This is a genomic window from Mesorhizobium sp. M7A.F.Ca.US.006.04.2.1, from assembly GCF_004022915.1.
GTDB classification, from domain to species: domain Bacteria; phylum Pseudomonadota; class Alphaproteobacteria; order Rhizobiales; family Rhizobiaceae; genus Mesorhizobium; species Mesorhizobium ciceri.
In genome coordinates this window covers 1-12,586 of sequence record NZ_RZQA01000072.1, presented here as the reverse complement: position 1 = coordinate 12,586, position 12,586 = coordinate 1, and the positions used below count along the sequence as shown (strand labels likewise).

Here is a 12,586-nt window from a genome sequence, read left to right as displayed (position 1 = left end):
GCGCAGTTCTCGCTCTATGTGATGGGCACAGACGACCACATGGACGAGATCTACGGCTGCATAGACTTTCTCAAGCAGTCCGGCGTCTATGAGCGCTCCAAGCATTTCTGCACGAAACTGCGCGGTGACGCCGGTGCGATCTTTTCGGCGCTGGACGAGGCTTTCTGCCGTTTCGGACCGGGCGCTGGCCACGTAACCCTCGACGTCACGGTCTCGGCCAACAGCCCGTCGGCCGTCTGAAGCCGCGCCGCTCTCGCGGCCGTCAAAGGTTATCTCCCGTGGTCTCATCATCAGTCGCTTCGCGCCCGATCGCGAGCTTTCTCGTCAAGGCAATGCCGGCCATGATCTCGGCCGGTTTGCTCCTGATGGCGTGGGAGCTTTATGCCGCCTATTCCGGCATCAGGGCCACGATACTGCCGGCGCCGTCACGCGTCTTCGAGCAAGCGATGCTCAATCGCGAGGCGCTGGCCGACAATGCCGTTCCGACCATCCGTGCCACGCTTCTTGGCTTTGCCTGTTCGCTCAGCGCCGCCTTCGTGCTGTCGATGCTGGTCGACTTCTTCCAGCCGCTGCGGCGTGCGTTGTTTCCCGTCTTCATCGTCAGCCAGACCTTGCCGCTGGTGGCGGTCGCGCCGCTGGTGGTGCTGTGGTTCGGCTTCGGGCTGGCGCCCAAGATCATGCTGGTGGCGCTGGTCACCTTCTTTCCGATGCTGGTCGCATTGGTCGAAGGCTATGAGGCGACCGAGGCCGAGATCGGGCAAATGCTGCGCGCCATGGGGGCAGGGCGCTGGCGCATCTTCCTGCTCGCGCGACTGCCTTCGGCGCTGCCTTACTTCTTTGCCGGGTTGAGGATCTCCATCACCTATGCGGTGGTCGGCGCCATCTTCGCCGAGTATGCCGGTGCCGCAAAGGGACTGGGCATCTACATGCTCAATGCCAAGAACAATTTCCGTCCTGATCTGGTTCTTGCCGCCGTCGGTGTCAGCGCGGCGCTGACCCTTGTCCTGTTCGGGTTGACCGTGTTGCTGCAGCGTCTTGCCATGCCCTGGGAGCGAGCCGGCAGGGAAACTGCCGGGAAGGGGGCCTGGCGATGAGCCGGCTCGAACTGCGGCATGTGCACAAGGCGTTCGGTGGGCTCGACGTGCTGGCCGATATTTCGCTCAGCGTCGGCGCTGGTGAGTTCGTCTCGATCCTTGGACCCTCGGGTGCCGGCAAGTCGACGCTGTTCCAGCTTCTGACCGGCGCCGAGCATGGCGAGGGCGAGATGTTGTTCGACGGCGCGCGGCTCGACGACCACGGAAGGCACTTCGCCTTCATGCCGCAGCGCGACGCGCTGATGCCATGGCGGCGCATCCTCGACAACACGACGCTCGGGCTCGAAGTGCAAGGTATGAGGAGACAGGCGGCGCGGGCGCGCGTTGCGCCGTTGTTTGCCGAATTCGGGCTTGCCGGCTTCGAGCGGCATTTTCCCGCGCAGCTGTCCGGCGGCATGCGCCAGCGCGCGGCCTTGCTGCGCACCGTGGTGCAGGAGCGCGACATGCTCCTGCTCGACGAGCCGTTCGGCGCGCTCGATGCGCTGACCCGCACCGCCATGCAGCGCTGGCTCGAACAGATGTGGCGGCATCATCGCTGGACGGCGCTCTTGATCACCCATGACGTGCGCGAAGCCGTGTTCCTGTCCGACCGCATCTATGTGCTGTCGGCGCGCCCGGCCCGCATCGTGCGTGAAATCAGGGTGCCGTTGCCGCGCCCGCGCAGCCTTGGCGGCGATGCCGCGCGCCAGGCAAGCGCGCTCGAGGCCGAAATCCTCGACATCATCCTCAACCCCAATCCATCCAAAGGACACGATCATGACTGACTTGACGCGTCGGCAGGCCTTGTTGCTGACCCTTGCCACCGGCCTTCCCTTGATTGCCGGGACGGGTCGGGCTCGAGCACAATCGGCGGCACAAAAGGTCACCGTCGCCCTCGACTGGACGGTCAATACCAACCACATCGGACTGTTCGTCGCCCGCGACAAAGGGTTTTATCGCGAAGCCGGGCTCGAGGTCGACATCCTGCCCTACAGCGATACCGGTGCGGGCACGCTGGTCGCAAACCGCGTCGCCGATTTCGGCATCAACGGCACCATCAGCCTGTTCACCCAGAGAACCGCCGGGGCGGATCTGAAGGGCGTCTATGCGGTGGTGCAATCCGAAACAGGCCGCGTGGTCTTCAATGCGGCACGCAACGAGATCAAAAGCCCAAGAAGCCTCGACGGCTTGATCTATGGCGGCTTCGGCAGTGCCTGGGAAAACGCGCTGATATCGACCATCATCCGCCACGACGGCGGCAAGGGCAATTTCGAGACGGTGACGCTCGGCACCTCAGCCTATGAGGCGCTGGCCAATGGGTCGGTCGATTTCACGCTCGAAGTCTCGACCTGGGAGGGTGTCGAAGCCGAACTCAGGGGCGTCAAACAGCGCAGCTTCGTCTATGCCGATTATGGCGTGCCTGACGAGCACACGACGCTGATCTCTTCGAGCGAAGCCTATCTCCAGGCCAATCCCAAGCCTGCGGCCGACTTCGTTCAGGCGACGCGACGCGGCTACCAGTTCGCTGTCGACCACCCCGACGATGCGGCAACCCTGCTGATCGCTGCAAACAAGGATGCCTTGACCAATCCGGCGCTGATCCACGCCTCGCTGAAGGCATTGATCGACGGCCATTATCTACGCAGCCAAAGCGGGGCCATCGGGGCGATGGATCCGGCCAAGATGGAAGCGATTGGCGACTATCTCTTCGCCTCCGGCATTTTGCGCGATTCCGACGGCAAGCTGGTTGCTCGACGCCCGGATTTCGGGAGCTATTTCCGCAACGACTATCTGAGCTAGTCTGGCAAAACCAAATGACATGGGTCGTCAGTCTTTCTGGGCGACCGCGTGGAGCAGGTCGTCTGGAAGTGGCGCCCTGGCTCCCCGACAGCCAGTTTAAGACCGATCTGATCTTGTTGATTAACTGCCCGGCAATGGTTGCGTGCAAAGGTCGCCCTGAGGGATCATTGGGGTGTTTGCATTGCTGATATCAAAAAGCGAGGCGCTTTCGCACGTGAGTGACGGCACGATTCTGTCCGCAGCCCGAAAGCGTGAGATCCTGGTGGATTTGCGCGAAGGTTTCTTTCGGATCTGCGCGCTGGCCTTCGCGGGCATGTTCGTCTACCGCGGCGTGTATCACCTGATGCTCGACCCGACGCGCATCAATGTGGCGCTGGTGGCGATTTCCGAGATCCTGACCTTTACCTGGCTGCTTCTGTCGCGTCGGCCGAAGGTTCGCGACTGGAACCCGCTCACGGTGGTTGTCTCCGTGATCGCCAGCTTCGGTGTCGGTTTCATCGACCTGGAGCCGGGCGTGGCCATCATCCCGGTCCATGTTGCGGCGCCGCTGCAGGCCCTGGCGTTGGGGTTCGTGATCTGGGGAAAGATATCGCTGGGGCGTTCTTTCGCCATTCTGCCGGGCAATCGCGGCGTGATGACAGGCGGTGCCTACCGCCTGGTACGGCATCCGATCTATGCCGGCTATCTTGCCGGCCATGTCCTGTTCCTGCTATCGGCCTTTTCCTTCTACAATCTAGCTGTCTACGCGGTGATCACCTTCTTCCAGGTGCACCGCATCCTGCGTGAAGAGGCGCTGCTGGCCGTCACGCCGGAGTATCGGGACTATATGAAGCGCGTCCACTACAGGCTGTTCTACGGCGTCGTTTGACAAGCGCCCCGGCGCGCAGCAACCACACTGGCAACGTTGATCGTCAATAGACCTGCGCATTGTTTGTGCAAACTAATATTACAACTTTATTATTTCAGAAATTTTGAGATATATATACCACACTTCAATTTCAGTATTCTCTCTGTGAAGCTGAAACTCACTACCTCGCGTAATTGCTTCTGCAATCGGCTTCTCGCCATCTCCGGCCGATCGGAAAGCCCGCCACACTGGTGGGCTTTCTGCGGTCCACAGGCGTGCCGGAATTAAATTCTGGTTGCCATCACCTGGATGGCTGTTCTGTTGCTGGCGTGACTTCTTCCGCGCGATGCCCGCCACAATCGCGGAACGGTAGGCCTTTGGAGCGCTCGTCTTTTGAACATCGCAGCTGCGACGTTCAATCCTACGGCGCCGGCTCCTATGGCGGCGGCGGCCTTGGGCTCGTGCTGCTCATTGTCATCGTGCTTGTCGTACTCGGGCGCATCTAGCCGAGTTATCGCCAACTGATCGCAATCTCGTGAGCGCCCCAATGTCGGCGTGCACCGGATTGTGATGCAGGCAAGCCGGCTTGTGATCCTGCACTCTGCAAAACTTTCGTATGGTCATTGCGGTCCACACCCCCCCCCGTGGAAACAAGAGGAGAGGGTCCCACCCCTTGTCCTCCTCCAAGGCCCGCTCCGGTTCACCGTAGCGGGCTTTTGCTTGCTGGCGAGGGAAAACCGGCTCGCATCAAACCCTATGGGCGAGGCGTTCAGATACTGGCGCCAGTCGACTACTCCATGTCAGGCACGTCACCGCTGACGAAGAGCGTGTTCGGCGGACCATATTCGCCCAGCGTCGGATCGGCCTCACGGCTCCAGGCGATGACGCCGGAATGCTTTGCCGTCAGAGCCCTGGCGGTGCGTATGGCGCGATCCTCGCTCTGCTGGTCGGCGGGTCCAAAGGCTGGGAACAACTCGCCATCCTCACCGCGATCGAACGCGACCACGACGATCAGCCTGGGATTTTTCTGGCCACTGGAATCGGACATCTTGCACCTTTGGCGCAGAACCTATCACATTGCTCGGGGTTGAAGGCCGCGAATCGATGAATGCCGACTTTGGGGAGTGGCATCGTGCAAGATCAGCGTTTCGATGAGCCGGTCAGGATTGCGCTCGGCCGATCGCGAAACTCGATCTTCAACGTGGAGCGGGTCGCTCAGGCTGCCGACATCCTGCTGAACCGCTGGCCGGTTGCGACCGGGCAAAAGCATATGGTTGCCCGCAAGGCCTGTCTGGCCGTGCTCGAGGGAAAGAAAGAAGTCTCGGCGGCAAGAGCGGCGTTCATCAACGCCGCTATCGAGGCGGACATCCTCGTCGAACCGCGTGAGGTGTCGATCCCGTAGCCTGCCCCTGGTGAAATTGAATCAGGATCTGGCTCCATCCCCTTGATGTAGCCTCTTTTTGGCGATCGCCGACCGGCTTTTCAGGGCTATTGACCTGCCTCTCGGCACGCCCTGCACGGTTATCCCGCACATTTCGCTGCCTGTTGGTCAGTCTTCGGCATCTGTTGACATAGCATCCGGGCCTCGGTATTGAACAGGATTATACAGGTTCATTGAACAGGTACCCTTATGAAGCGGCGCGCGGTTCAACTGTCTCCCGGCACGGGCAAGCCCGAGCAGATCGCCACCGTCCTCGAACATGAGATCCGTTCCGGCGTCCTCGGTTTCGGCGACCGCCTTCAAAGCGAGAACGAACTCGTCCAGCGCTTCTCCGTTAGCCGCAATACGGTCCGCAAAGGCCTCGAGGAACTGTCCAGCCGCGGGCTGATCACGACCAAGGTTGGTATCGGCTCGTTCGTCACCTTCGACGGCAAGCCGGTCGACGACTCGATCGGCTGGTCGCGCGCGCTGGCCGATGCCGGCGCCAATGCCGAGACGCGGACGCTGCGGCTGGAGGTCATCGAAGACCCCGATCTGGCTGCGCTGCTTGGCATCGAAAGCCCGTTCTTCATCGCCGTCGACCGGGTGCGCACCAACGCCAGCGACGGCCATGCGATCTCCATCGAGCGCAGCCGGTTGCCATTGTCCTCCGAGCTCGAGGACGTACCGTTGCGCGGATTGCGCGAGGGCTCGCTGCACCAGACGCTGCGCGTCGCCGGCCTCATTCCCGACCATGGCGAGGAATGGGTCGAGATCGAGATGCTCAATGCCGAGGATGCGGCCATCCTCGGCTGCCCGCAAGGCACGCCTTTCCTGCGTGGCCGCCGGCTGACGCGCGCCGCCGACGACCGGCCGATCGAGTACGTCACCAGCCTGCTCAATCCGGCGCATTTTGCGCTGCATATGAGGTTCTGAGCGATGTCGGATGCAACCAGCAAGGCTATTGACCGCGCCATGGGGGCGCTTGTCGGCGGAGCGCTGGGCGATGCGCTCGGCATGCCGACGCAGCTTTTGTCGCCGGTTCGCATTGCCGAACTTTACGGCCATGTCGAGGATTTCATCGAGCCTTTCCCGGATCATCCGGTGTCGAAGGGACTGGCCGCTGGCACCATCACCGACGATACCGAGCAGGCGTTGCTGCTCGGCCGCATCCTGGTCGAATCCGGCGACCGTTTCGACCATGCGCGCTGGGTCAATGCGCTGCTCGACTGGGAACGCGAGGTTAAGGCGCGTGGCAGCTATGACCTTTTGGGGCCATCGACCAAACGCGCCATCGACGCCATCAACAATGGTGTGCCGGCTGAGGAAGCGGGGCGCAGCGGCGACACCAATGGTGCGGCGATGCGTATCGCGCCGGTCGGCATCATGATGCCGCTCGAACCGTTGGAAGGGTTCGTCGGCAAGGTGGCTGAGACCTGCCGGGCCACGCACAACACCTCGATTGCCATCGCCTCCGCCGCTGCCGTTGCGGCAGCCGTCAGCCGCGGCGTCGCCGGCGGTGGCTGGCGCGACGCTTCCGCCAGCGCGGTCGCGGCGGCGAGGCGAGGGGCGACACTCGGACATTGGGTGACCGGCGGCGACATCGCCGCGCGCATCGTCTGGGCGCAAGACATCGTACACGGCAAGGCGATCAGGGATGCGATCCGGCTGATCACCGATCTGGTTGGCACCGGCGTCGCCAGCCAGGAATCCGTTCCGGCGGCCTTCGCCGTGCTGGAAGTCGCGCGTGGCGACCCATGGCAAGCAGCCGTCATCAGCGCCAATCTCGGCGGCGACACCGATACGATCGGCGCCATCGCTGCCGGCATGGCCGGCGCCTGCAGCGGTTTTTCCCGATTGCCGCAACAGCATATCGCCCGGCTTGTCGGCCTCGACATGTCGGAGGTTCGCGCGCTCGCCGCCGATCTCGTGGCAGCAAGGATGGCGAAAATCGGTTCCGGCAAGGACGCGGCGGAATGAGCGGCCGTCTCGTCCATGTCGGCAGTGCCGTGGTCGACTATGTCTACCGCATCGACGCCCTGCCGGCGCCCGGCATGGAAAAGACGGCATCGAGCTTTGCCCAGGTCGCCGGCGGCGGCTTCAACATGATGGTGGCGGCCAGCCGCACCGGCATGCAGGTGGTGTTCGGCGGCCAACTCGGCAGCGGGCCCAATGGCGATTTCCTGCGCGCTGCGTTCATAGCCGAGGGTATCGAGACACTGACGCCGCCATCGCCCGTGATGGACAGCGGCAACTGCGTCGCCATGATTTCGAGCGACGCCGAACGCACCTTCGTGTCGTGGCCTGGTGCGGAGAGCGTTCTCAGCCTCGACATGATGGCGCCGGTCGCGGTGGCACCGGGTGACTGGGTGTTCACCTCCGGCTACACGCTGAGCTACCCCAAGAGTCGCGATGCGCTCACTGATTGGATCGAGGCGCTGCCGACAGGTATTCCCTTCGTCTTCGACCCGACGCCGGTCATCACGGACATTCCGCGTCCCATCCTGTCGCGGGTGCTTGCCCGCACCACATGGCTGAGCTGCAACACGACGGAAGCCGCCGAGATTGCCGGCCCAGGCGATGTCGAGGGCCTCGCGGTACGGCTGCTGGGCGACCACTGCCCGAAAGCAGCGGGCGTGGTCATCCGCTCCGGGGCAAAGGGTTGCCATATCAGGTTGGCCGACGGCACGGCGCAGACCGTTGCCGGCTTCAAGGTCACCGCCATCGACACCAATGGCGCCGGCGACACCCATATCGGTGCTTTCGTCAGCGCGCTGGCGCGCGGCATCCCGCCCTTCGAGGCAGCGCGCTATGCCAATGCGGCAGCGGCCATATCGGTCACCCGCCATGGCGGCTCGTCGGCGCCGACCGACCACCAAATCCAGACATTCCTGAGCCATGCCGCCGATCCGTCGGGAGCAGGCCGGACACAGAAGGCCAATGCATAACAGCTGGAAAGCCTGACAAGCCCGGGAACCGGGCAAACCCACAGAGAGGAACCAACCATGCGCATGCCCGACTTGACTGCTCTGCTGACGGCGACTGCCGTCTTTACCTCCGCACTCGCGTTCGCCGCCAAGGCTGACGAAGTGCATGTGCTCAACTGGAAGGGATACGGCGCCGACGAACCATGGGCGGTGGAGGCTTTCGAAAAAGCGACCGGCAACAAGGTCGTCAACGACTTCTTCAATTCCGAACAGGAAATGCTGACCAAGATCCGGACCAATCCCGGTCTCTACGACGTGGTCATGATCAATGCCGCCTTCAACGACCAGGCGATGGACGGCAAACTGATCCAGCCGATCGACGTCTCCAAATTGCCGAACTACGCCGACATCAGCAAGGACAAGGCGGGATCGCCGATGCTCGTCCATGACGGCAAGGTCTATGGCGTGCCGTGGGTGTGGGGCCTCACCGCGCTCGCGATCAACGACAAATCCTTCGACAAGCCGCCGACGAGCATCGCCGAGATGTGGGATGCCGCCCATAAGGGCCGCGTCGTCATTCGCGACGATGCCGTCGAAGCGGTGCAGTTCGGCGCCATCGCAACGGGCCAGAACATCAACGACATCAAGGATATGGATGCGGTCAAGGCGAAGCTCACCTCGCTGATGCCGCAGATCAAGACCTTCTGGAGTTCGGAGAACGACTGGAACCAGATGGTCGCCTCCAACCAGATCGACATCGGCACCTACTGGAGCGGCTCGGCCGATCGCGCCAAGACGCATTTCAAATTGCCGGTCTCTCTGGTCGTGCCGCAGGAGGGTGCCGTCGCCTGGCTCGACGCGTTTTCCATTCCGGTCGGCGCCAAGAACGTCGCCGGCGCCGAGGCTTTCATCAACTACATGATCGACCCGAAATTCTACGTCGAATGGGTCACCAAGGTCGGTGCTCCTGTCTCCGCCAACACCAAGGCGGTGGAAGCGCTGCCCGAGGATGCCTTCAACCGCAAGGTCATGGGCGACCCCGAGGTGGCCAAACGCATCCAGTTCCAGGCGCCGATCACCGATGCCCAGCGCGAAGCCTATCTGGCGCTGTGGCAGCAGTTGAAGGTCGACGTGAAATAGAGCCAACATCCCGGCCAGCCGGCGGTTCGCGCCGGCTGGCGTTTCAATCCTGGGGGAGGGTATCATGGCAGCTGCGACAGCGTCGCGAAGCGGGCTGAGATCGGCATTGCCGCTGCTGGCGCCAGCCTATCTCTGGCTGACGGTGGCGATCTTCCTGCCGCTCTCGGCCATGGTCTTTTTCTCGTTCATGACCGAGCTGCCGCTGTCGGGAAAGCCGTGGACATTCACCCTTGGCAACTATGCCACCTTCTTCTCGCAAAGCCTCTATCTGACACTGCTGCTGGCCTCGCTGCGGCTTGGCCTCGAAGTGACGCTGTGGTGCGTCGTCATCGGCTATCCCGCCGCTTACGTGCTCGCCAAAGTGCTGAAGGGGCGCAGCCGCGAGGCGATCTTCCTGCTCGTCATCTTGCCGTTCTGGTCGAACGGGCTGGTGCGCATCTTTTCCTGGGCGATGGTTTTGCGCGAGGGCGGCATTCTCGACACCGCGCTCAACGCCGTGCTGCCGTTCAAGATCAACATCGACCTGATGTATTCCTATCCAGCCGTCATCATCGGGCTGGTGCATTCCTACGTGCCTTACATGGTGCTGACCTGCTATCTCACGCTGCAGGCGATCGATGACTCCCTGATTGAGGCCGGGCGTTCGCTTGGCGCTTCACGGCTACAGGTGCTGAAGCGGGTGATCATCCCGCTGTCGATGCCCGGATTGGTCGCGGGTGCGGCCCTGATCTTCGTCCCCGTCGTCGGCTCGTTCATGGAGCCGCGCATCCTCGGCGGTCGCACCGGCACCTTCTACGGCACGGTCATCGAGGACCAGTTCGTCGCCGTGTTCAACTGGCCGCTCGGTGCCGCGCTTTCCTTCATCCTGCTGGCCGTGGTGCTGGTCATCCTGGCGGTGGCGTCGCCGGTGCTGCGGAGGGCCGCGTGATGGCGACGACCCCCGTCCTCGAATGGCTTGGCCGCTTCTACATCGGTCTGCTGCTCGCCTTCCTCTATCTGCCGATCATCATCATGGCGCTGATGTCGTTCAACGTCTCGCCCTTCTACCAATTGCCGTTCGAATGGACGACCGAATGGTACGCTTCGCTGTGGCAGAACGACCAGCTGATCGCCGCCACCTGGAACAGCGTCGAGATCGCCGTCATCACCACCGTCATCTGTGTCGTGCTCGGCTCGGCGGCATCGCTGGCGCTCTATCGCTATGAGTTTCGCGGCAAGAAATTCCTGCAGGCGCTGTTGTTTCCGCCGATCGCCATTCCGTGGCTGATCACCGGCACGGCGATGCTGATCTTCTTTTTCGGCGTCGGCATCGGTCGCGGGCTGCATGCGATCCTGCTTGGCCATGTCGCACTGGCGCTGCCCTATGTCATCGTCGTCGTCTCGGCCCGGCTGCAGACCTTCGCGCCGGAGCTGGAAGAGGCGGCACGCTCGCTCGGCGCCAACCAGTGGCAGGTAACGAGGCGCGTCACGCTGCCTTGGATCATGCCAGGCGTCATTGCCGGAGGGCTGTTTGCGTTTGCAGTGTCGTTCGACCAGTTCGTGGTGTCCTATTTCCTGGCGACGCCTGGGCAGACGACGCTGCCGGTGGAAATCTACGCCGCGATCCGCAAAGGATTCACGCCCGAGATCAATGCGGTCTCGACGATCATCATTGTCGTGTCGATGGCGCTGATGCTGCTCACGGCGCGGTTCTTCAAATTCGGCGGAGAGAAATAATGGCCGGCGTGCAGGTATCTGATGTCTCGCGCAGTTTCGGCGCACACAAGGCGCTGGACAATGTCTCCATCGATTTCGCCGATGGCGGATTCTACGCGCTGCTGGGGCCGTCGGGCAGCGGCAAGACCACGCTGCTGCGCCAGATTGCCGGTTTCGATTTTCCCGATTCGGGCCGCATCACCATCGGCGGCGAGAGCGTCGAGCGGGTGCCGGTCGAAAAGCGGCGCATCGGCATGGTGTTCCAGAACTATGCGCTGTTTCCCAATATGAGCGTCGCCGACAATGTCGCCTTCGGCCTGTCGGTGCGCGGCGAGGCCAAGGCGGTGATTGCAACGGAGGTGCAGCGCGCGCTCGATCTGGTGCAGCTCGGCAAGCTTGGTGGCCGCCGGCCGCACCAACTCTCCGGCGGGCAGCGGCAGCGTGTGGCTCTCGCCCGCGCTATCGTCACCAAGCCGCGCGTGCTGCTGCTCGACGAGCCGCTCGGCGCGCTCGACAAGGCGCTGCGCGTCGATATGCAGATCGAGCTCAAGCGCATCCAGCGCGAGATCGGCATCACCACCATCTTCGTCACGCACGACCAGGAAGAAGCGCTGACGATGAGCGACCGCATCGGCATATTGCGCGACGGCAGGCTGGTGCAGGAGGGGCCGCCGGAGGAGATCTATGACAGGCCGAAGAGCGAGTTCGCCGCCACCTTCCTCGGCGACGCCAACATTTTTCGCGGCGACAGCACGGGCGATGGCATCAGGCTTGCGGACGGAACGGCGATTGCCGCTGGTGTGGGTGCCAAGCTTGCCGCCGGCGCCAGGGCGAGCTGCGCCGTGCGGCCCGAACGCATCCGCATCGCCAGGGATGCCGGAGCACCGGATGGCAACGCCAACATGCTCAAGGGACAGGTTTCCAAGCGCATCTTCGCCGGTAGCAACAGCACCTATTTCGTCGAGCGTGCTGGTCAGACGTTGAAAGTGATTGTGCAGAATACCGGCATGGAACGGCTGGCAGAAGGTCAGGATGTCGTGCTGCGCTGGTCGCCTGAAAGCACGGTGTTGATCGCGGCGAACTGATCCTCACCGGGTCTTGCCAGACCGTCCGCAATCAGGGACAGCATAGACGGGCACGACCCGGAGCATACCGATGACCCTGGAACTGACTGCACGCGACCGATCCATGCTCGACGGCGAGCATGGCCTGTCAGCGGCTGCTGCCATGAAAATCCTGGTCGCCTTTTCCAACGCGATCGGCGCGGGCAGCCTGCTCGACATTGCCGGCGCCCATATCGACGGCTGTCTCTACCACGGCAAGGCCGGTCTCGACTTCGTCGAGCGGCTGGTCGAAGGCGGTGGCCGCGTGCAGGTGCCGACGACGCTCAATGTCGGTTCGTTCGATCTCATCCATCCCGGCATGGTGAAAATGCCGGCGGCGGAAGAGGTGCCGGCGCGCCGGCTGATGAAAGCGCATCTGGAGCTCGGCTGCCAGGCGACTTTCACTTGCGCGCCTTACCAGACGCGGTTCCGGCCAAGCTTTGGCCAACAGATCGCCTGGGGGGAATCCAACGCCATCGTCTTTGCCAATTCGGTGATCGGCGCGCGCACCAACCGCTATGGCGATTTCATCGATCTGTGCTGCGCCATGACCGGACGTGCGCCGGCCTGGGGGCTGGATC

General features: G+C 62.9%; 16 protein-coding genes. 15 read left to right on the top strand and 1 reads right to left on the bottom strand.

The genetic code is table 11. The features are described 5' to 3' along the window. The 6 genes from EN925_RS06375 to EN925_RS06350 form a co-directional block, all read left to right on the top strand. Positions 1-240, top strand: a 240-nt coding sequence (locus EN925_RS06375; RefSeq protein WP_206632791.1) for a YkoF family thiamine/hydroxymethylpyrimidine-binding protein, incomplete at its 5' end; no start/stop codon positions are given. Between the two features lie 92 nt (positions 241-332). After that, a complete protein-coding gene (locus tag EN925_RS06370) occupies positions 333-1,094 on the top strand; it encodes an ABC transporter permease (protein WP_245465018.1) in 762 nt (253 codons plus the stop codon). Then, on the top strand, positions 1,091-1,858 hold the full coding sequence (locus tag EN925_RS06365) for an ABC transporter ATP-binding protein (protein ID WP_063168554.1): 768 nt from the start codon (positions 1,091-1,093) through the stop codon (positions 1,856-1,858). The genes EN925_RS06370 and EN925_RS06365 overlap by 4 nt, the downstream gene beginning before the upstream one ends. Beyond that, positions 1,851-2,873, top strand: coding sequence for an ABC transporter substrate-binding protein (locus EN925_RS06360; protein WP_127369256.1), 1,023 nt, complete (start codon positions 1,851-1,853; stop codon positions 2,871-2,873). Before EN925_RS06365 ends, EN925_RS06360 begins: the two co-directional genes overlap by 8 nt. Positions 2,874-3,087: 214 nt before the next feature. Then, the gene (locus EN925_RS06355) at positions 3,088-3,741 is read left to right on the top strand and encodes an isoprenylcysteine carboxylmethyltransferase family protein (protein ID WP_245465016.1); all 654 of its coding nucleotides are present in this window, start codon (positions 3,088-3,090) and stop codon (positions 3,739-3,741) included. Between the two features lie 230 nt (positions 3,742-3,971). Next, the gene (locus tag EN925_RS06350) at positions 3,972-4,226 is read left to right on the top strand and encodes a DUF3309 family protein (protein WP_348630084.1); all 255 of its coding nucleotides are present in this window, start codon (positions 3,972-3,974) and stop codon (positions 4,224-4,226) included. Between the two features lie 284 nt (positions 4,227-4,510). Here the strand turns inward: EN925_RS06350 and EN925_RS06345 are convergent, their stop codons facing one another. After that, on the bottom strand, positions 4,511-4,768 hold the full coding sequence (locus EN925_RS06345) for a hypothetical protein (RefSeq protein ID WP_013530800.1): 258 nt from the start codon (positions 4,766-4,768) through the stop codon (positions 4,511-4,513). Positions 4,769-4,852: 84 nt separating this feature from the next. Between EN925_RS06345 and EN925_RS06340 the strand changes: the two genes are divergently transcribed. The 9 genes from EN925_RS06340 to EN925_RS06300 form a co-directional block, all read left to right on the top strand. Then, positions 4,853-5,122, top strand: coding sequence for a DUF982 domain-containing protein (locus tag EN925_RS06340; RefSeq protein WP_013530801.1), 270 nt, complete (start codon positions 4,853-4,855; stop codon positions 5,120-5,122). 228 nt (positions 5,123-5,350) lie between these two features. Further along, complete coding sequence (locus EN925_RS06335; RefSeq protein ID WP_013530802.1) at positions 5,351-6,076, top strand: GntR family transcriptional regulator; 726 nt, start codon at positions 5,351-5,353, stop codon at positions 6,074-6,076. A 3-nt stretch (positions 6,077-6,079) separates the two neighbouring features. After that, positions 6,080-7,120, top strand: a complete 1,041-nt coding sequence (locus tag EN925_RS06330) for an ADP-ribosylglycohydrolase family protein (protein WP_013530803.1) — start codon at positions 6,080-6,082, stop codon at positions 7,118-7,120. Next, complete coding sequence (locus tag EN925_RS06325; RefSeq protein ID WP_013530804.1) at positions 7,117-8,088, top strand: PfkB family carbohydrate kinase; 972 nt, start codon at positions 7,117-7,119, stop codon at positions 8,086-8,088. The genes EN925_RS06330 and EN925_RS06325 overlap by 4 nt, the downstream gene beginning before the upstream one ends. 57 nt (positions 8,089-8,145) lie before the next feature. Then, on the top strand, positions 8,146-9,207 hold the full coding sequence (locus tag EN925_RS06320; protein WP_013530805.1) for an ABC transporter substrate-binding protein: 1,062 nt from the start codon (positions 8,146-8,148) through the stop codon (positions 9,205-9,207). Positions 9,208-9,271: 64 nt separating this feature from the next. Then, positions 9,272-10,135, top strand: coding sequence for an ABC transporter permease (locus EN925_RS06315; RefSeq protein ID WP_013530806.1), 864 nt, complete (start codon positions 9,272-9,274; stop codon positions 10,133-10,135). Continuing rightward, positions 10,135-10,923: an ABC transporter permease gene (locus tag EN925_RS06310; protein WP_127369618.1), complete on the top strand. Its 789-nt coding sequence runs from the start codon at positions 10,135-10,137 to the stop codon at positions 10,921-10,923. Before EN925_RS06315 ends, EN925_RS06310 begins: the two co-directional genes overlap by 1 nt. Then, on the top strand, positions 10,923-11,987 hold the full coding sequence (locus EN925_RS06305) for an ABC transporter ATP-binding protein (protein ID WP_127366982.1): 1,065 nt from the start codon (positions 10,923-10,925) through the stop codon (positions 11,985-11,987). The genes EN925_RS06310 and EN925_RS06305 overlap by 1 nt, the downstream gene beginning before the upstream one ends. Before the next feature lie 70 nt (positions 11,988-12,057). Next, positions 12,058-12,586 (top strand): aconitase X (locus tag EN925_RS06300; RefSeq protein WP_128336414.1); only part of this gene is annotated, 529 nt, incomplete at its 3' end.